Source organism: Streptomyces sp. NPDC002463, assembly GCF_042889835.1.
GTDB classification, from domain to species: Bacteria; Actinomycetota; Actinomycetes; order Streptomycetales; family Streptomycetaceae; genus Streptomyces; species Streptomyces nymphaeiformis.
Genome location: NZ_JBIARL010000010.1, coordinates 297,091 through 315,094 on the forward strand (window position 1 = coordinate 297,091; position 18,004 = coordinate 315,094).

At 74.4% G+C, this 18,004-nt stretch carries 19 protein-coding genes; 7 read left to right on the top strand and 12 right to left on the bottom strand.

Features of this window, described 5'->3' with window-relative positions; all coding sequences use genetic code 11:
• Window positions 1-29: 29 nt before the first annotated feature.
• The 3 genes from ACFYX3_RS22105 to ACFYX3_RS22115 all read right to left on the bottom strand — a co-directional run bounded on the left by ACFYX3_RS22105 (window position 30) and on the right by ACFYX3_RS22115 (window position 3,164).
• On the bottom strand, window positions 30-1,304 hold the full coding sequence (locus ACFYX3_RS22105; RefSeq protein ID WP_376594411.1) for a glycosyltransferase family 4 protein: 1,275 nt from the start codon (window positions 1,302-1,304) through the stop codon (window positions 30-32).
• A 74-nt stretch (window positions 1,305-1,378) separates the two neighbouring features.
• Window positions 1,379-2,671 carry an ABC transporter substrate-binding protein gene (locus ACFYX3_RS22110; RefSeq protein ID WP_389015865.1) on the bottom strand — a complete coding sequence of 431 codons (1,293 nt, stop codon included), beginning with the start codon at window positions 2,669-2,671 and terminating at the stop codon, window positions 1,379-1,381.
• Complete coding sequence (locus ACFYX3_RS22115; protein WP_389015868.1) at window positions 2,649-3,164, bottom strand: hypothetical protein; 516 nt, start codon at window positions 3,162-3,164, stop codon at window positions 2,649-2,651. Before ACFYX3_RS22115 ends, ACFYX3_RS22110 begins: the two co-directional genes overlap by 23 nt.
• 99 nt (window positions 3,165-3,263) lie before the next feature.
• Here ACFYX3_RS22115 and ACFYX3_RS22120 point away from each other — a divergent pair, with 99 nt between their 5' ends.
• From ACFYX3_RS22120 to ACFYX3_RS22130, 3 genes are read left to right on the top strand one after another with little or no spacing between them, the layout of a single operon-like run.
• The gene (locus ACFYX3_RS22120) at window positions 3,264-3,662 is read left to right on the top strand and encodes a hypothetical protein (RefSeq protein ID WP_389015871.1); all 399 of its coding nucleotides are present in this window, start codon (window positions 3,264-3,266) and stop codon (window positions 3,660-3,662) included.
• Window positions 3,650-6,283, top strand: coding sequence for an ATP-binding cassette domain-containing protein (locus ACFYX3_RS22125; protein ID WP_389015874.1), 2,634 nt, complete (start codon window positions 3,650-3,652; stop codon window positions 6,281-6,283). Before ACFYX3_RS22120 ends, ACFYX3_RS22125 begins: the two co-directional genes overlap by 13 nt.
• Entirely contained in the window at window positions 6,280-6,936 is a 657-nt protein-coding gene (locus ACFYX3_RS22130) for an ATP-binding cassette domain-containing protein (RefSeq protein WP_389015877.1), read from the top strand. The genes ACFYX3_RS22125 and ACFYX3_RS22130 overlap by 4 nt, the downstream gene beginning before the upstream one ends.
• 199 nt (window positions 6,937-7,135) lie before the next feature.
• Here the strand turns inward: ACFYX3_RS22130 and ACFYX3_RS22135 are convergent, their stop codons facing one another.
• A complete protein-coding gene (locus tag ACFYX3_RS22135) occupies window positions 7,136-7,801 on the bottom strand; it encodes a transglycosylase family protein (RefSeq protein WP_389015880.1) in 666 nt (221 codons plus the stop codon).
• A 247-nt stretch (window positions 7,802-8,048) separates the two neighbouring features.
• Between ACFYX3_RS22135 and ACFYX3_RS22140 the strand changes: the two genes are divergently transcribed.
• Both ACFYX3_RS22140 and ACFYX3_RS22145 read left to right on the top strand, forming a co-directional pair.
• On the top strand, window positions 8,049-8,831 hold the full coding sequence (locus ACFYX3_RS22140; RefSeq protein WP_382660481.1) for a hypothetical protein: 783 nt from the start codon (window positions 8,049-8,051) through the stop codon (window positions 8,829-8,831).
• A 146-nt stretch (window positions 8,832-8,977) separates the two neighbouring features.
• Window positions 8,978-9,298 (top strand): hypothetical protein, encoded by a 321-nt coding sequence (locus ACFYX3_RS22145; RefSeq protein ID WP_389015883.1) that lies wholly within the window; start codon window positions 8,978-8,980, stop codon window positions 9,296-9,298.
• 68 nt (window positions 9,299-9,366) lie between these two features.
• On the opposite strand, the gene der is transcribed toward ACFYX3_RS22145, so the two are convergent.
• From der to aroH, 5 genes are all read right to left on the bottom strand, one after another.
• Window positions 9,367-10,815: a ribosome biogenesis GTPase Der gene (gene der / locus ACFYX3_RS22150; RefSeq protein ID WP_389015886.1), complete on the bottom strand. Its 1,449-nt coding sequence runs from the start codon at window positions 10,813-10,815 to the stop codon at window positions 9,367-9,369.
• Between the two features lie 76 nt (window positions 10,816-10,891).
• Complete coding sequence (locus tag ACFYX3_RS22155; protein WP_116161762.1) at window positions 10,892-11,536, bottom strand: lysophospholipid acyltransferase family protein; 645 nt, start codon at window positions 11,534-11,536, stop codon at window positions 10,892-10,894.
• The gene (cmk, locus tag ACFYX3_RS22160; RefSeq protein ID WP_116161761.1) at window positions 11,533-12,207 is read right to left on the bottom strand and encodes a (d)CMP kinase; all 675 of its coding nucleotides are present in this window, start codon (window positions 12,205-12,207) and stop codon (window positions 11,533-11,535) included. Before cmk ends, ACFYX3_RS22155 begins: the two co-directional genes overlap by 4 nt.
• A 189-nt stretch (window positions 12,208-12,396) precedes the next feature.
• On the bottom strand, window positions 12,397-13,485 hold the full coding sequence (locus ACFYX3_RS22165) for a prephenate dehydrogenase (protein ID WP_389015889.1): 1,089 nt from the start codon (window positions 13,483-13,485) through the stop codon (window positions 12,397-12,399).
• The gene (aroH, locus tag ACFYX3_RS22170) at window positions 13,482-13,850 is read right to left on the bottom strand and encodes a chorismate mutase (protein ID WP_382660488.1); all 369 of its coding nucleotides are present in this window, start codon (window positions 13,848-13,850) and stop codon (window positions 13,482-13,484) included. Before aroH ends, ACFYX3_RS22165 begins: the two co-directional genes overlap by 4 nt.
• 210 nt (window positions 13,851-14,060) lie before the next feature.
• Between aroH and ACFYX3_RS22175 the strand changes: the two genes are divergently transcribed.
• Together ACFYX3_RS22175 and ACFYX3_RS22180 are read left to right on the top strand one after the other, a co-directional pair.
• The gene (locus tag ACFYX3_RS22175) at window positions 14,061-14,504 is read left to right on the top strand and encodes a Rieske (2Fe-2S) protein (RefSeq protein ID WP_376593930.1); all 444 of its coding nucleotides are present in this window, start codon (window positions 14,061-14,063) and stop codon (window positions 14,502-14,504) included.
• Window positions 14,505-14,514: 10 nt separating this feature from the next.
• A complete protein-coding gene (locus ACFYX3_RS22180; RefSeq protein WP_389015893.1) occupies window positions 14,515-15,204 on the top strand; it encodes a DNA polymerase beta superfamily protein in 690 nt (229 codons plus the stop codon).
• 7 nt (window positions 15,205-15,211) lie between these two features.
• On the opposite strand, the gene ACFYX3_RS22185 is transcribed toward ACFYX3_RS22180, so the two are convergent.
• The 3 genes from ACFYX3_RS22185 to ACFYX3_RS22195 are packed head-to-tail and all read right to left on the bottom strand — an operon-like array spanning window position 15,212 to window position 17,933.
• Window positions 15,212-16,243, bottom strand: coding sequence for an ADP-ribosylglycohydrolase family protein (locus ACFYX3_RS22185; RefSeq protein ID WP_389015896.1), 1,032 nt, complete (start codon window positions 16,241-16,243; stop codon window positions 15,212-15,214).
• Window positions 16,240-16,977, bottom strand: a complete 738-nt coding sequence (locus tag ACFYX3_RS22190) for an NUDIX domain-containing protein (protein WP_389015899.1) — start codon at window positions 16,975-16,977, stop codon at window positions 16,240-16,242. Before ACFYX3_RS22190 ends, ACFYX3_RS22185 begins: the two co-directional genes overlap by 4 nt.
• Window positions 16,974-17,933: an AAA family ATPase gene (locus ACFYX3_RS22195; RefSeq protein WP_389015902.1), complete on the bottom strand. Its 960-nt coding sequence runs from the start codon at window positions 17,931-17,933 to the stop codon at window positions 16,974-16,976. The genes ACFYX3_RS22190 and ACFYX3_RS22195 overlap by 4 nt, the downstream gene beginning before the upstream one ends.
• Between the last annotated feature and the right edge of the window lie 71 nt (window positions 17,934-18,004).

Below are 18,004 nucleotides of genomic sequence, written 5' to 3' on the forward strand. Positions count from 1 at the left end.
ATTGCCCACACGGAGGTGGACCGGGCCCGTCAGCGGAAGCGTCGCACCAGCCTCCCCGCCCTCGCCTTCTCCGTGTACACCGCGTCCACCACCCGCCCCACAGCCCGATGCACCCGCACCCGCCCCGGCGAGTGCGTGCGGCGGCTCGCGCCCTGGGTGACGAGGTCCGTCCAGAGGGCCTCGTGGCGTGCCGCGACCCGTGCGGGGTCGAAGCGTTCCGAGGCGGTGAGGGCCGCGCGCCCCGCCTTGGCGCGGAGTTCCTCGGACTCGACGTACGCCCGCAGCGCGGCCGCGACCGCGGCCACGTCGTCGACCGGTACGAGCCGCCCGTCGACCCCGTCCTCGATGATCTCGCGCGGCCCGTGGGGGCAGTCGGTGGAGACCACCGGCAGCCCGCAGCGCATCGCCTCGACGATGGTCATGCCGAAGGACTCGCGCTGCGAGGTGACCGCGGCGATCGAGCCCTTGACCCATTCGGGTTCCATCGAGCCGACCGTCCCCATGAGGAAGACCTGCTCGTCGAGCCCGAGGGCCTTGATCTGCCGGGCGAGCGGGGCCTTGAGGTCCTGGACGGCGTCGCCGGAGCCGTAGATCCGCAGCTTCCAGTCGGGGTGGTCGGCGGCCACGGACGCGAAGGCGTCGATCAGCACGTCGTACCGCTTGACGTGGGTCAGCCGGCCCGCCGCCACGACCGTCCTCGCCGCGGGGTCTGCGGGCCCGACGGCGGGCGCGGGCACGCTGTTGGGCACGGCCTCGACGCGTACGCCGGGCAGGCGGAGCTTCCGGTAGGCGCGGGCGTCGGCCTCGGTGACCGTGGTGACGGCGTCGAGCAGCGCGTACTCGTGGCCGATGTCCCGGCGCAGCCGGTAGCTGTGGCCGGTCAGTATCAGGTGTTCCTGGCCGACGAGGACGGGACCGCGCCGGGCCTGCCGGGCGAGGTGCACGTTGAGCCCGGGGCGGGTGGCGACGAGGACGTCGGCCTCCACGCCGCGCAGGTACTCCCCGATCCGCGCGTCGGTGAGCGCGCTGTACTGCTTCCAGCGGCCGTCGCCGCGCGGGAAGACCTCGGCGGGGCGGTGGAAGTCGGGGTGGTCGCCGTCGTATCCGGGGCTGTCCTTGCGCAGGTCGACGAGGTGGCGCAGGGTCACCCCCGCCGGCAGGCCGAGCCACGGACGGTCACGGTGGCGGAACACCGAGACGATCTCGACCTCGTGGCGTTCCGCCAGTTCCTCGGCGAGCGTGAACGTGGTCCGGATCGTGCCGCCGTAGTGGTAGCCGTTGTGGAGCAGAAAGGAGATACGCATCTACTGCCGGTTCCCCCCGGTCAGTTCGGTCAGTCGGTCGGTGCCCGACTGTACTGCCGGTGCGGGGGTCCCGTTCACGGCCGGTAGCCGAGCTGGGGGACGGTCGCGCAGTTCTGCGTCATCTCGCCCTGGCTGACCCAGCCCCGCCCGTCCTGCCAACGGGCCACGGACAGACAGGTGTTCCGGGTGGCGGGCGGCCGGGCCAGGTGCTCGAAGCGCACGGGGAGCAGCAGTCCGCTCGCGGTGTACGGCTCCGGACGGTTCATGAAGTCCTCGACGCAGCCGCGGGTGAGCGCGCCCCGGGCGAGGCAGGAGCGGGCGGCGTCGGTGAACCACATGGCCGCCGCCCATCCTTCGAGCTGCCACTGCGACAGGGGGCGGTCGCCCATGGCCGTGCGGAACGCGCGGACCGCCGGCTGCCCGGTGTCCTCGTAGTTGCGGCTGGAGCCGGTCACCCACAGCGAGGCCCGGCAGCCGGGGGCCCGGGCGTAGTCGCGGGGGACGGCGGAGGACCAGTTCTGCACGTTGGTGACCTTGGCGGCGACGCGGACCCCGAGCGACTGCATCGCCTCGCACAGGCGGACGTTGCCGTGGGTGTCCATGGCGTCGAAGAGGACGTCGGCGTGCTCGGCCCGCAGATCGGCCGCGACGGCGCGGAAGTTGGGGAGGGCGAAGTCGACCTGTTCCTCGACGACGCGGTAGCCCTCGGCACGCAGTCCGCGGGTGACCAGCCGGGCGTACGCGGCGGAGGCGGCCTGGTTGTAGGAGACGACGGCGGCGGTCCGCGCGCCCAGCTTCTCGCGGAAGTAACGGTAGACCTCGGTCCCGCCGTACAGCGTGCCGTCCCAGCCGGGTGCGCGGCCGGTGCGCGGGGCGGAGCTGCCGTAGATGCCGTAGAGGTGCGGGGAGGTGTCGTAGGCGGGGGTGAGGGGCTGGCCGCCGATGTCGGGGACTCCGGCGCGGGCGACGAGGGGCGCGCCGGCGTAGTTCAGGGCGGTGGTGGCGACGAGGGCGAAGACGCCTCGCTCGTCGATCAGACGGTGCACGCACGCGTTGTTGCCGACGCCGCTGCCGCCGTCGTCGCAGGTCTCGACCTCGACGCGGCGTCCGTCGAGGCCACCGCGCGCGTTGAGGGCGTCGAAATAGGCGCGGGCTCCGTCGCGCGGGCCGGTGAAGGTCTGCCCGCCGACGGGGCTGGTGGTGCTGGTGATGATCCCGACGCGGAGCGGCTCACCGCCGGAGGGGGTGGCGGTGGGCCGCGTCTCGAAGGCGCGCTCGGGGAGCCGGCTGCCGCATCCCGCGACGAGGGTGAGCAGCACGGCCAGGAGCAGCGCCGCGACCGCCTCAGCAGCCCGGAACGGTGACACCGCTGAGCTCGACCAGGCCGCACAGGGTCTTCACGGAGACCTTCCAGGTGTCGTTCTGGAGGATGGAGGTGCCCTGGGAGCCGGTCAGGGCGGGGGCCCCGCCGACCAGCAGGTCGTAGGTGACGTTGGCGCCGGTGGCCGAGGTGAACTCGATTCCGGTGACCTTCGCGGAGGTCATGGCCGCGTTCTTGTCGCCGGCGAAGGCGCCGAGCACGGGCCGCATCTGCTCGCCGTTCTCCAGGAGCTTCACCTTCTCGGCGACGGGGGTCTTCGGGTCGAAGAACGCCGTCCAGTTCCTGGTGATCTCCGCCTTCGCGGCGGCCGGGTCGGCGGGCGCGGTCATCGACGGGGAGGACGGGGAGGGCGAGACCGTGCCGTTGCTCTTCCCGCCGCCGTTGTCCGAGCAGGCCGCGACGGCGGGTGCCAGGGCGAGGACGGCGACGACCCCGAGGACCGCGAGACGGGAGCGTCCACCGCGTCGTACGTCGACCATCTGGCTCACCACCGGGTGTCCCGCCAGTCCGGAGCGGCTGGTGTTTCCAGGGTGGGACGGATCGGGGCATAGTGCAAGGAAGAGACGAGGGAGGCCCGCGTGCCGACATCCCGGATCCTGCTCTGGAGCGGTCTCGCGGCGGCCGCCGGGGGCGCGGTGCTCTGCGCGCTCGGCTGGTACGGGGTCTCCGGCGAGCGCTTCGCGGAGCGCCAGCTGCCCTATCTGGCCTCGTGCACGGTGCCGGGGGCCGCGCTCCTCGTGGCGGGCGCGGTACTCGTCGGTGCGGCGGCGCTGCTTCCCGCGAGCCCTCCGCGGCCGCGCTCCCCGGCACCGGAGGAGCCTCCGCCTCCCTCCTCGGACGGCCCCCTCCTGCGGGTCCCCGGCGGGACCCTCGCACACCGCCCCGACTGCCCGCTGGTGGCGGGCAGGGCGGAGGCCGTGGAGGTGGGGGACGCCGAGCTCGCCCCCTGCCCGGTGTGTGAGCCGTGGACTCCCTGACGTACGAGCTGACGCTGGCCGGCCTCGCGGTCGGCAGCGCCGCCGCGCTCACCGGCATCGGCCTGGTCGTCACCTACCGGGCGACCGGGGTCCTGAACCTGGCACACGGGGCCGTCGCCATGATCTGTGCGTACGTGCTCCGCCAGCTGGTGGTCGTCTGGGGCTGGCCGCTGCCCCTGGGCGCCCTGGTCACGCTCCTGCTCGTCGCCCCCGCCCTCGGCCTGGTGCTCGACCGGGGTGTCTTCCGCCCCCTCGCGCTGCGTGGTTCGAACCCGGCGCAGACCCTGGTCGCGACGATCGGCGTCTTCGTCCTCCTGGTGGGCGGGGCGGTGCTGCTGTGGGGCCCGGGTGCCCGGGACGACGCGCCCGTGATCCTCGGCGACGACCCATGGGCGCAGCTCGCGGCCGTGCTGGCGCTCGCCTGTCTGGTGGGGGCGGTGACCCGGTGGACGCGGTTCGGCCGGGAGCTGCGGGCGGTCGTGGACAACCGCCCGCTCGCCGTCCTGGCGGGGATCGACGCGGACCGGGTCGCGGCGGCGGGCTGGGCGTTCGGCTCGTTCACGGCCGGGCTCACGGGCGTGCTGCTCGCTCCGTACGTACGGCTCGACCCGTATGGGATGCCGCTGCTCGTCGTCGAGGTGATCGCGGTCGCGGTCATCGCCCGGATGCGGTCGCTGCCGGTGGCCGTCGGGGCGGCGCTCGCCATCGGGGTCGCCCAGGCGCAGCTGACCCGGCTGCACCCGGAGGGCTGGGCGGGCCCCCTGCTCCAGGCCGTCGGGGCGAACCTGTTCGTGGTGGCGCTCCTGGTGGCGGCGCTGGTCCTGCCGGGCGTGGGCGGCAAGGGCCGCGACGCCCTGCCCCCGCCGACGCGCGCCCCGCGTGTCCCGCCCGCCCTGTGGCTGGTGGTCGGCGTCCTGCTCCTCCTCCCCCTGGGCCTGGCGGGCTCCGACCTGCACACGGCGGTCCAGGTCCCCGCGCTGGCCGTGATCCTCCTGTCGCTGGTCGTGGTGGCGGGCCGAGGCGGCCAGATCGCCCTGGGCCAGGCGGCGTACGCGGGCCTGGGCGCCTTGTTCACGGCACTCCTGGCAGCAGCAGGAATCCCCACCCTCCTCTCCCTGGCTCTCTCGGTGCCGATGGTGGCGGTGGCGGGCCTGGTGACGGCACGGCCGGCGATCCGGCGGCACGGCCTGGCCCTCGCCCTGGCGACCCTGGCCGTGGGGGTGGCGGTGAGCCGCTTCGTCCTCACGCAGCCGTACGCGACGGCCGGCCTGTCCCTCGGCCGCCCGGGGGGCTTCTCCGACGACCGCGCGTTCTACGCCCTGGAGCTGGTCGTCCTGGCCGGCTGCCTCGCCCTGGTGGCGGCCCTCCGGCGAGGCCGCACGGGCCGCGCGCTGGCGGCCCTGCGCGACCACGAACCGGGCGCCGAGGCGGCGGGCGTCCCCGTCCCCCGCCTCAAGCTCCTCGCCTTCGTCCTGGGCGCGGCCCTGGCGGCCCTGGGCGGCGGCCTCCTGGGCATGGGCCTGCGCGCCTTCGACCCCGACCAGTACGACCCGGTACGGGGCCTGCTCTGGTTCGCCGCGGTCCTCGTCCTGGGCGCGGACAGCCTCCTCACCCCCCTGGCGGCGGCGGCCCTCCTGACCACCCTGGACGCGGGCCCCCAGGCAGGCACGGCAGCGGCCCTGATAGGCCTCCTGGCCGCCCTGACGGGCCGCCTCCCGGCCCTCCTGACCCTCCTGCCGGACCAGAGCCGGGTCGGGGCCCCCTACGCAGGCCCGGCCGGAGGCCGGAGAAACGCGCACGACCGGGCGGCCGCCGCCGGCGGGCAACCACCCGCCGGAAAACCGGCACCTCTGCCGACCACCCGCACGGGCGGTGCGGACGGGAGCCCGCGTCCGGCCGAGAGCTGGACGCGTTCCCACGGCCGGGCGGCGGCCGCCGACGAAGCCCCGCCCCGCACGAGCCACCGCGCCGGCCTCCGCGCCGCGGACCTCACCCTCACCTACCCCGGAGGGGTCACCGCCCTCTCCCACGTCACCCTCTCCCTCGCCCCCGCCCGCGTCACCGCCCTCGTCGGTCCCAACGGCGCCGGCAAGAGCACCCTCTTCGACTGTCTCGCCGGGACCCTCCGGCCCCGCCGCGGTCAGGGCCGGATCACGCTCGACGGCACCGACATCACGGGGCGGTCCGCCCACGCCCGGGCCCGTCTCGGCATCGCGCGGACCTTCCAGCAGCTCGCCGTGTTCCCGTCGCTCACCGTCGAGGAGAACGTCCGCCTCGGCGACGAGCAGAGCAGGGGCCGCAAGGACCCGGCCGCCGTGGAGCGGAGCCTGCGGCTGCTCGGGCTCGCCGGGCCCGTACGGCACCGGGCGGCGGCGGACCTGCCCACCGGCACGCTGCGCCGGGTCGAGCTGGCCCGCGCGCTGGCCGGGCGGCCGCACACGCTGCTCCTGGACGAGCCGGCGGCCGGACTCGACGCCGGCGAGACGGAAGCGCTGGCCCGGATCCTGTCGGCGCTCGCGGCGGACGGCCTGACCGTCCTCGTCGTCGAGCACGACCCGGATCTCGTCGCCGGGATCGCGGACACGGTGCACACCATGGAGGGGGGCCGGATCCTGTCGTGACCGTCGAGATCGCCCTGCGCGCAGCCCGGGTCCGCTACGGCCCCCTGGAGGCCCTGCACGGTCTGGACCTGCCCGTACCGGCCGGGACGGTGACGGTTCTCCTGGGCCGCAACGGCGCGGGCCGTACGACCGCCCTGCGGGCCCTGGCCGGGACGGTGGGCCTCTCGGCGGGCCGGGTGGAGTGGCGCGGGGCGGACGTGACCCGTCTCCCGGCGCACGTACGGGCGCGCCGAGGGCTGTGCTTCGTACCGGATCTGAGGGCCGTGTACGCGGGCCTCACCGTCGCCGAGAACCTCGCCCTCGCGGAGAGCCGGGCCCGGAACGACGCCACCGCCCCGTACCCGGAACTCGTCCCCCTCCTGTCCCGCACGGCGGGGACGCTGTCCGGCGGGGAGCGCCGGATGCTGGCGCTGTCCCGCGCGTTCCTGGCACCACGCGCGCGCGTGGTGCTCGTCGACGAGCCGTCGCTCGGCATGGCCCCGCCGGTCGCGGCCCGTACGTACCGGATGCTCGTGGAGCTCGCCGTGGACGGCGGGGCGGCCGTGGTCCTGGCCGAGCAGCGCGTACCGGACGGGCTGCCGCCCGGCTCGGTCGTGCACGAGCTGCGGCGCGGCTCCCGAGCGTCGAGCGGGGAGCCGGCCGAGTACCGCTGACCCCTAGGGCCTGTCTTTTCGGATCATGCCGGGCTCGCGGGGCCTGGCACGCGCGCTCGCCGCGTCGTCGTCGGTCGGCAACTCCCCCGTAGCCCTTCGGGCACGGGAGGTGCCCCCGCCGCGTCGACTCCCTCCTCCGCCTTGCGATCGCGCGCACCAGGCCCCGCTCCCTGATCCGGCCTGATCCGAAAGCCAGGCCCTAGCCGATCCGCAGCATGGTGCCGACGACGATCCGGTTCGGGTCGGGCCCGATGAGGCTGCGGTTCGCCGCGTACAGCGCCGCCCAGCCGCCCTTGATCCCGAAGCGGCGGGCGATCGAGGCGAGCGTGTCGCCGGCCTGGACGGTGTGGACGCGCCCGTACAGGCCGTACCGCTTGGAGCAGACGGGCCAGGCCCCCCATCCCTGGGTGCGCAGCACCTCCTCGGCGACGGTGATCTGCTGCTGCCGGGTCGCCAGGTCGGCGCGCCGGGCGTACTTGAGCCCGCCGTGCTCGATCCAGGTGGGGTGCCAGAACTGGAGCCCGCCGTAGAAGCCGTTGCCGGTGTTGAGGTGCCAGCGTCCGGTGCTCTCGCAGTCGGCGACGCACCCCCACGGCCACTGGTCCTGCGCGCAGGCGTACGCGGGCACGGAGGCGGCCTCCCGGAGCGCGTCCGACACGCCCAGGAGCACGGCGGAGGCCTCCCGCGCCGCGTCCGGCACGTCCCGCACCCCGGCGATCGCCCCCTCGGCCACGCCCGCCACCGCGCCCGTGGCGGGCCCGGCGGGCGTGTCCCGGGCCTGCGCGGACGCCGGGGCCAGGGTCAGGAGCACGGCCGCGGACGCCGCCACGAGGGAACCGGCCGTCCAAAATCGGATCTTCGACATCGGGGAAGGCTAGGCAGCGCCCCGGCACCCCCGGCCCGTGCCGCGCGGAACAGTGTTCACACCCCACCCGGTCGGAGGCACGGCCCCGGACCTCGCCGAACGTCCACGGAGGCCCCCGGCCGCACGAGCCGGGGGCAAGTTGCCTCGCTTCCGCGCGTGACCCCGGCCGAGTCTGACCCGTTGAACTCGGCATGAGACGCCCGGGAACGGCCCGGCGTCCCCCCGTACCGAGTCCAGGGAGCCCCCCGTGCCGCGCATGCTCGACGTCAGCGAGGACGTACGCGCCGAGATCGGCGACGAAGAAGCCGCCCGGCTGCTCGCCGGCGACAATGCCCCGGGCAGCTACGACTGCACCTCCTGCCGCACGCCGGGCGACTCCGAGCAGGAGCGCACCTCCACGGTGCTGTTCGTCGGCGAGGAGACCGCGGTCCTCGCGTTCGCCCACGCCAGCTGCATCCCGTCGCAGGTGGTCCGGGTCTCCGAGGACCAGCTCCAGGGCGCCGTCGCCTCCATCACCGCCGCCGACGCCGCCGACGCGCTCACGGCCGCCCATCCCGAGCAGGCCGTGCTCGGCGTCACCAGCGGGCTCGTCCTGATCGACGGCGAGCTGCACCCGGCGCTGGTCGTGGAGCCCACCGCGCCGGTGGCCCGTCCGGGGTCGGACGGCCTCATCGACGAGTTCCTGCCGCTCCTGGCCGAGCAGGGCTTCCAGCAGGTCATGGACCTGGGCGAGAAGCCGGCGGTGCTGCCGGGCTGGTCGGTCCTGGTCGCGATGGGCCAGCTGCACTCCGTGCTCCAGCCGGGTCCGGGCGGCGCCGGTCAGGCCGCCTGGTGGCAGGCGCACCAGCCGCTCCAGGTCACCGAAGGCTGGCGCGCGGCGGCCAACAAGTCGCACACGGTCCTGGTCTTCGCCGCTCCGGTGGGCTCGATCGGCCAGCAGCCGCGCGAGGACCTGCTGCGCGACGCCCTGGAGAAGGCCGCCGCGAACGGCCGCCTGGTGGCCGCCGCCATGCCGCTGGCCGGCACCTGATGGAGGACGGCCGGCCCGGCATAGGGCGGTCGAGGCTCCCCGGGGCGGGGGCGGGACCGGGGTTTCCGACCGTGCCGCGACCCCGGGGCGCTCCCCTTTCGGAGAGCCGCCCGCATCCGACGGGCGTCGGTGTCGTTGGCACCTATGTGCACCCATACGACCCCTTCACCCAGCCGTATCCGAGCCCGATCCCCGCGATGCGCCCCGCGCGGGACGTCACGGCGGGCCCTTCGCCCACGCCGATCTACGACGCCCTGTACTCGGAGTACCGCAGGTCGTTCCGTACGCTGCCGGGCGACCGCAGCGGCGAGGAGGAGCTGGGCTTCCGGGCCTTCGGCACGGTCCTGAGCACGGGCGTCCACAGGCAGATGCACCGGCACGCGGCGCCGCACCCGACGGTGTGGACGGGACAGCAGCCCCCCCACACGCAGCCGGCGCTGCCACCGGGGCCGCGCAGAGGTCTCTAGGACGTACGGCTGAGGGCCGGGGCTCCATGTCGAGCCCCGGCCCTCAGCCGTACGTCACTTCCCCGCTGCTACTTCTTGCGGCCGCGCTTCTCGCGCACCCGGACCGAGATGTGGATCGGGGTGCCCTCGAAGCCGAACTCCTCGCGCAGCCGGCGCTCGATGAAGCGGCGGTAGCCGGCCTCCAGGAAGCCGGAGGCGAAGAGCACGAAGCGCGGCGGCTTGGTACCGGCCTGCGTGCCGAAGAGGATGCGGGGCTGCTTGCCGCCGCGGACCGGGTGCGGGTGGGCGGCGACGATCTCGCCCAGGAACGCGTTGAGCCGGCCGGTGGGGATACGGGTCTCCCAGCCGGCGAGGGCGGTCTCGATGGCCGGGACCAGCTTCTCCATGTGGCGGCCGGTCAGGGCGGAGACGTTGACCCGGGGCGCCCAGGCGACCTGCTGCATCTCGGTCTCGATCTCGCGCTCGAGGTAGTAGCGGCGCTCCTCGTCGAGCTCGTCCCACTTGTTGTAGGCGATGACGATGGCGCGGCCCGACTCGACCGCCATCGTGATGATGCGCTGGTCCTGGACCGAGATGTTGTCGGTGGTGTCGATGAGGATGACGGCCACCTCCGCCTTCTCGATGGCGGCGGCGGTCCGCAGGGAGGCGTAGTAGTCCGCGCCCGCCTGGAGGTGGACCTTCTTGCGGATGCCGGCGGTGTCGACGAACTTCCACGTCACGCCGCCGAGCTCGATCAGCTCGTCGACCGGGTCACGGGTGGTGCCGGCCAGCTCGTTGACGACGACCCGGTCCTCGCCCGCCACCTTGTTGAGCAGGGAGGACTTGCCGACGTTCGGGCGGCCGATGAGGGCGATGCGGCGGGGGCCGCCGACCGCGTTGCCGAAGCGCTGCTCGGGGGCCTCGGGCAGCTTCTTCAGGACCTCGTCGAGGAGGTCGCCGGTGCCGCGGCCGTGCAGCGAGGAGACGGGGAACGGCTCGCCGAGGCCCAGGGACCACAGCATGGCCGCGTCGGCCTCGCCGGACTGGCCGTCGACCTTGTTCGCGGCGAGGACGACCGGCTTCCCGGCGCGGCGGAGCAGCTTGACGACGGCCTCGTCGGTGTCGGTGGCGCCGACGGTGGCGTCCACGACGAAGAGGCAGGCGTCGGCGGCCTCGATGGCGTACTCGGCCTGGGCGGCGACGGAGGCGTCGATGCCGAGGACGTCCTGCTCCCAGCCGCCGGTGTCGACGACCTTGAAGCGGCGGCCGGCCCACTCGGCCTCGTAGGTGACGCGGTCGCGGGTGACGCCCGGCTTGTCCTCGACGACGGCCTCGCGGCGGCCGATGATGCGGTTCACCAGGGTCGACTTGCCGACGTTCGGGCGGCCGACGACGGCGAGGACGGGGAGCGGGCCGTGGCCGGCCTCCTCGATCGCGCCCTCGACGTCCTCGACGTCGAAGCCCTCTTCCGCGGCGAGCTCCATGAACTCCGCGTACTCGGCGTCGCCAAGTGCCCCGTGGTCGTGCTGGTCGTTCATGAAGTCCGTTCCTTGATCATTCGTGGTCGGTGGTCCCGGACGGCCGGAGCCGTGGGGCCACTACTGAGAGTGTCGCTCAGCGCCCGGTGAGGCGCCTGGCGTTTTCCAGGTGGGCGGTGAGCTGACCCTGGATCCGTACGGTGGCCTCGTCGAGGGCCTTGCGGGTGCGGCGGCCGGAACCGTCGCCCGCCTCGAAGGCGTCGCCGAAGACGACGTCGACGCGGCCGCGCAGCGGAGGCAGTGCCTTGACCAACCGTCCGCGGCGCTCGGTGCTTCCCAGGACGGCGACCGGGACGATCGGCGCGCCGCTGCGGACGGCGAAGTACGCCAGGCCCGCGCGGAGCGAGGCGAAGTCGCCGTCGCCGCGGGTGCCCTCGGGGAAGATCCCGAGGACGCCGCCCTGCTCCAGGATGCCCAGGGCGTTGCCTATCGCGTTGCGGTCGGTGCTCTCCCGGTCCACCTTGACCTGCCCGATGCCCTCGAGGAAGCTGCCGAGCGGTCCGACGAACGCCTCCTTCTTGATGAGGAAGTGCACGGGACGCGGGGCGGTGCCCATGAGCATGGGGCCGTCGATGTTGTGCGCGTGGTTGACGGCGAGGATGACGGGGCCGGAGGCCGGCACCCGCCAGGCGCCGAGGACGCGCGGCTTCCAGAAGCCGTACATCAGTCCGATGCCGATGCGACGGCCGACGGCGGCGCCCTTCTCGGAGGGCAGGGTCACTTGGCGGCCGTCCGCTTCTCGTCCACCAGGGTGACGACGCACTCGATGACCTGGTCCAGGGTCAGCTCGGTGGTGTCGACCTCGACGGCGTCGTCGGCCTTGGCGAGCGGGGAGGTCTTGCGGCTGGAGTCGGCCGCGTCCCGCTTGATCAGGGCTTCCTTCGTCGCGTGCACGTCGACGCCCTTGAGCTCGCCGGAGCGGCGGGCGGCGCGGGCCTCGGGCGAGGCGGTGAGGAAGATCTTCAGGTCGGCGTCGGGCAGGACGGTGGTGCCGATGTCCCGGCCCTCGACGACGATGCCGTTCTCGGCGCCCTTGGCGATGGACCGCTGGAGCTCCGTGATCAGGCTCCGCACCTCGGGGACGGCGCTGACGGCGCTGACCTTGGAGGTGACCTCCTCGGTCCGGATGGGACCGGAGGCGTCGGCACCGTCGACGGTGATCGTCGGCCGGGCCGGGTCGGTGCCGGAGACGATGACCGGCTTGGACGCCGCGTTGGCGACGGCCTCGGCGTCGGTGACGTCCACACCGTTGCTGATCATCCACCAGGTGATCGCCCGGTACTGGGCGCCGGTGTCCAGGTAGCTCAGCCCCAGCTTGGCGGCGACCGCCTTCGAGGTGCTGGACTTGCCCGTGCCGGAGGGCCCGTCGATGGCGACGATCACGGATTCCACGGTGGGAACACCTTCCTGGGGGTGAGCGGTAGGCCCGGCGGTGTGCGGGGACCCCCACAAGGTTACCGAGTCCCCGGCCCCCGTTCGGCCCAGCCCACGGGGCGACGCCCGCGGCCGCGGGACGGCGCCCCCGCCGCCGTGTGCCCGCCCGTCCCGCGGCCGCGGGACGGGCGGGCACGACGGGGCGCGTCAGCTCGTGCGCAAGGACCAGCCGCGTTCCTGGAGGGCCGTGCCCAGGGCCGACGCCGCCGACGGCTCGACCATCAGCTGGACCAGACCCGCCTGCTGGCCCGTCGCGTGTTCGATGCGGACGTCCTCGATGTTGACGCCCGCCCGGCCCGCGTCGGCGAAGATGCGGGCGAGTTCGCCCGGCTGGTCGCTGATGAGGACGGCGACGGTCTCGTAGGCCGTGGGGGCGGCACCGTGCTTGCCGGGGACGCGCGCGCGGCCGGCGTTGCCGCGCCGCAGGACGTCCTCGACGCCCGTGGCGCCGTCGCGGCGGTCGTCCTCGGAGGCGGACTGCAGGGCCCGCAGCGCGCGGACCGTCTCGTCGAGGTCCGCGGCGACGCCGGAGAGGACGTCGGCGACCGGCCCGGGGTTGGCGGACAGGATCTCGACCCACATGCGCGGGTCGGACGCCGCGATCCGGGTGACGTCGCGGATGCCCTGCCCACAGAGGCGTACGGCGGACTCCTCGGCCTCCTCCAGGCGCGCGGCGACCATCGAGGACACCAGCTGCGGGGTGTGGGAGACGAGGGCGACGGCCCGGTCGTGGGCGTCGGCGTCCATGACGACGGGGACGGCCCGGCAGAGGGCGACGAGTTCCAGGGCGAGGTTGAGGACCTCGGTGTCGGTGTCCCGGGTCGGGGTGAGGACCCAGGGGCGGCCCTCGAAGAGGTCGGCGGTGGCGGCGAGCGGTCCGGAGCGCTCCTTGCCGGACATGGGGTGGCTGCCGATGTACGCGCTGAGGTCGAGGCCGAGGGCCTCCAGCTCCCGCTTCGGTCCGCCCTTGACGCTCGCCACGTCGAGGTAGCCGCGGGCCACGCCCGCCTTCATGGCCTCGGCGAGGGTGGTGGCGACGTGCGCCGGGGGCACGGCGACGATCGCGAGGTCCACGGGGCCCTCGGGCGCCTCGTCGGTGCCCGCGCCGAGCGCGGCGGCCGTACGGGCCCGGGCCGGGTCGTGGTCGCGCAGGTGGACGGTGACGCCGCGGCCCGCGAGGGTGAGGGCGGCGGAGGTGCCGATCAGGCCGGTTCCGATGACGAGCGCTGTTCTCACTGGGCGATGTCCTTGCGCAGGGCGGCCGCGGCACCGAGGTAGACGTGCGCGATCGACGACTTGGGCAGTTCGGTCTCGACGTGGGCGAGGAGCCGGACGACCCTCGGCATCGCGCCCTCGATGTCGAGCTCCTGTGCGCAGAGCAGGGGTACGTCGGCCATGCCGATCCCGATGTGCCGGGCCGCGGCGGCGGGGAAGTCGCTGTGCAGATCGGGCGTGGCCGTGAACCAGATGCTGATGAGGTCGTCGGTGGTGAGCCCGTTGCGTTCGAGGACGGCGGTGAGCAGTTCCTCGACCTGCTCGCGCATGTGCCCGGCCTCGTCCCGTTCCAGCTGGACGGCTCCTCGGACCGCTCGTACCGCCACGTCGTGCTCCTTCGCCTGCGTCAGTGCTCCGTTCAGCCTAGTCAGCGGCGGGGCCGGCGCGCGGCGCCGCCCGCCCTCCGAGACGGGCGGGGCGGAAATGTTCCGCCACTCGGGGGGAGGCGGCGGGCGGGACGGCCGTGCGAGGGAGCCGGGCACCGGGTGCAGGCGTGTTGCGGGACCCGGCGGCTGGTGCACGGCCAGGCTGGCTGCATGACCTCACACACGGCCCCACGCCGTACCGTCCTGTTCGCCGCGGCGGCTCTGACGACGGGCTGCGGCTCGGACGGCGGGGGTGACGGCGGTACGAGCACGAGCACGCCGGCCGCCAGCGAACCGGCCCCGGCCACCACGGCCGCGCCGAGCGGCGGCACCCCCCTGGCCAGGACCTCCGAGATCCCGGTCGGCGGCGGCACGGTCTTCGCGAAGGAGAAGGTGGTCGTGACGCAGCCGGCGGCGGGCGAGTTCAAGGCGTTCTCGGCGATCTGCACCCATCAGGGCTGCACGGTGAACAAGGTCGCGGACGGCACGATCGACTGCCCCTGCCACGGTTCCAAGTACCGCATCGCCGACGGGTCGGTGGCGGCGGGACCGGCGCCCCGGGCCCTGCCGGCCGAGCAGATCAATGTCTCGGGAGAAACGATCACCCTCGCGTAATCTGCCCCGCATGACTCCGGACGAGCTGGTGCGCGAGCACACGATCTACTCCTGCGTGATGGGCTCGCGCGCCTTCGGTCTGGCGACCGAGGACAGCGACACGGACGTACGGGGCGTGTACCTGGCCCCGACGCCCCTCTTCTGGCACTTCGACAAGCCCCCGGCGCACGTGGAGGGTCCGGCCGAGGAGCAGTTCAGCTGGGAGCTGGAACGCTTCTGCGAGCTCGCCCTGCGCAACAACCCGAACGTCCTGGAGTGCCTCCACTCCCCCGTGGTCGAGCACGTCGACGACTGGGGCCGCGAGCTCCTCTCGCTGCGCGGCGCGTTCCTGTCCCGTCGGGCGCACCAGACCTTCGTCCGGTACGCGGCGGGCCAGCGCCGCAAGCTCGACGCGGACGTCCGCCAGTACGGCGGGCCGCGCTGGAAGCACGCCATGCACCTGCTGCGGCTCCTGACCAGCTGCCGTGACCTGCTGCGCACGGGCGAGCTCCGCATCGACGTCGGCGAGGAGCGGGACCGCCTCCTCGCGGTCAAGCGCGGCGAGGTGACGTGGCCCGAGGTCGAGTCGTGGATGGACCGCCTCCAGGAGGAGGCCGACCGGGCCCACGACAGGACCCCGCTCCCCGCCGCCCCGGACGAACCCCGCATCCAGGACTTCCTGATCCGCGCCCGCCGCGCCTCGGCCCTGAGCGAGCTCTAGGGCGGGCTCACACGTCCCAGAGCGCGCCGAAGGTCAGCAGGTCGCTGCGGTACTCGATGTTCTCGGCCCACTCCTTCGGCCAGGCGTCCGCGCCGAGGTGGGCACCGGCGAAGGCGCCCGCGAGGGCGGCGATCGAGTCGGAGTCGCCGCGCGTGCAGGCGGCGCGGCGCAGGGCGGTGAGCGGCTCGTCGGGGAAGAGCAGGAAGCAGAGGAGCCCGGTCGCGAGGGCCTCCTCGGCGATCCAGCCGTCGCCGGTGTACTCGCAGGGGTCGAGCTCCGGGTCGGCCGTGCGCTGGACGGCGTCCAGACGCTCCAGGACCGCCAGGCACTCGTCCCAGCCGCGCTGGACGAAGTGGAGCGCGCTGGGGTCCTGGGAGCGGGTCCACAGGTCGCCGAGCCAGTGCTCGTGGTAGCGGGAGCGGTTGTCGAGCGCGTACGAGCGCAGCTGTCCGACGAGCCCGGCCGGGTCCACGCCCTGCGCGAGCAGGTACACGGCGCGGGCGGTGAGGTCGGAGGCGGCGAGCGCGGTGGGGTGACCGTGCGTGAGACCCGACTGGAGCTGCGCGGCCCCGGCCCGCTGCTCCTCGCTCAGCCCGGGGACGAGCCCGATGGGGGCGACGCGCATGTTGGCGCCGCAGCCCTTGGAGTGGATCTGGCTGGCGTCCTGCCAGGGCCGGTCGCCGTCGAGGAGCATGCAGGCGCGGAGGCAGGTGTTGCCGGGGGCGCGGTTGTTCTCCGGGGAGTGGTACCAGTCGACGAACTCCTCGCGGACGGGCCTCACGAGCCGCAGGGGGGCGAGCACCCCCCGATCCATCGCCGTGCGGATACCGCGGGCGAAGGCGAGGGTCATCTGGGTGTCGTCGGTGACGTACGCCTTGCCGTTCCTGACGGGCAGCGCCATCTCACGCCACGGGCCGACCTTGGCGAGGATCGACGGCACGTCGTTGAACTCCGTAGGGAATCCCAGCGCGTCCCCGAGCGCGAGCCCGATCAGGGAGCCGGTCGCGGCCTGCTTGGTGGCGGGGCGGGTGAGGTTCATGCGGGGCGTCCTTCCGGTCGCAGGAGGGGCGGGTGGAGGGTGGTGGCCTCGCCCGCCCGGTAGAGGGCGGCCGGTTTCCCCCGTCCGCCGGTGAGGCGCGGCGGCCCTTCCACGGCCTGGACGAAGCCGGGCGTGGTGAGGACCTTGCGCCGGAAGTTGGGGCGGTCGAGTTCGACGCCCCAGACCGTCTCGTAGACCTGCCGCAGCTCGCCGAGGGTGAACTCGGGCGGGCAGAAGGCGGTGGCGAGGCAGGTGTACTCGAGCTTGGCGCCGACCCGTTCGTGGGCGTCGGCGAGGATCCGGTCGTGGTCGAAGGCGAGCCGGCCGTGCGTCCCGTACGGCATCCAGCGGGCCTGGGCCGCGTCGCCGCCGCCGCGTGGTTCGGGCGGGTCGGGGACGAGCGCGGTGAAGGCGACGGAGACGACCCGCATCCTCGGGTCGCGGCCCGGTTCGGTGTAGGTGCGGAGCTGTTCGAGGTGGAGGCCGGCGACGGTGGCCTCGGAGAGTCCGGTCTCCTCGGCGAGTTCGCGGCGGGCGGCCGTCTCGGCGGACTCGTGGGGCAGTACGAACCCGCCGGGCAGGGCCCAGGCTCCCGCGTACGGCTCCTGGCCGCGCTCGACGAGCAGGACGTGGAGGCGTTCCTCGCGGACGGTGAGGACGGCGAGGTCGACGGTGACGGCGAACGGCTCGAAGGCGTGCGGGTCGTAGCCCTCGGGGGCCCGGTGGGCGGTCATCGGGGTTCCTCCGTGAGGTGCAGGCCCTCGGCGAGCAGCGCGTCGACGGCGGCGACGGCGGCCGCGAGCCGCTCCTCGTGGGGGCCGGTGAGGACGGCCGTGCGGCGGCCGGTGTGGGCGAGCCGGGTGAGGAGACGCGCGGTCATCCAGGGCCGCAGGTGCTCCCCGCCGCGCGGTCCGTCGTCCGCGGCGTCGACGCCCCTGTGGTCGGTGAGCAGCCAGAGGTGCTGGCGGCCGAGGGCGGCGATCTCGCCGGTGGCGCGGCTGGTGGTGCCCAGGTACCGCTCGTGCCGGATGGTGGCGGCGAAGGCGTCGGTGTCGCAGAAGAGGACGGGTGAGCCGTCGCGGGCGGCCTCCTCCTCCAGTTCGGCCTGGCGCTGGGCGATGACGGGGAAGTCGGCGGAGCGGAGCTCGGCGGGCTTGAGTGCCCGGTACGCGCGCGCGTGATCCGGGACGTAACGCGTGCGGGCCCAGACGCCGCCGCGCCGCCGGTAGTGGTCGGCGAGGGCGAGGGCCATGGTGGTGGCGCCGGTGGACTCGGCACCGAGGACGACGACGCGCCGGGTGAGCGCGGCCCGGACGGGCGGCTCCAGGAAGCCCCAGAAGGCGGCGGGGTCCTCGCGGACGGCGGTGTCGGAAAGGGGGTGCACCCGGTCGACGCGGACGGTCTCGGCGCCGAGGCGGCGGCCGAGTTCGTCCCCGTACGGCTCCGAGGTGAAGACGGCGTCGACCTGTTCGGGGCCGGCGTACTCCTCGCCGCCGACCACGAGGACGTCCGGGTGGATCTCGCGCATCCAGTCGACCCGGTCCTCCAGCGGGAGGGGCTCCGTCGAGGAGCCGCGGACCAGCACGGTGAGGCGTTCGCAGCGGTCGCGTGCGGTGCGGACGAGGTGGTGGTGGCCGGCGTGCGGCGGGTGGAACCTGCCGGGGACGAGCCCGTGGCCGTAGCGCTTCATGTGGTGCCCCCCGCCGTGGACGGCCCCGTCCCTCCGGCGCGCGTCGTGCGGCGCACCGGGAGGACGTCGAG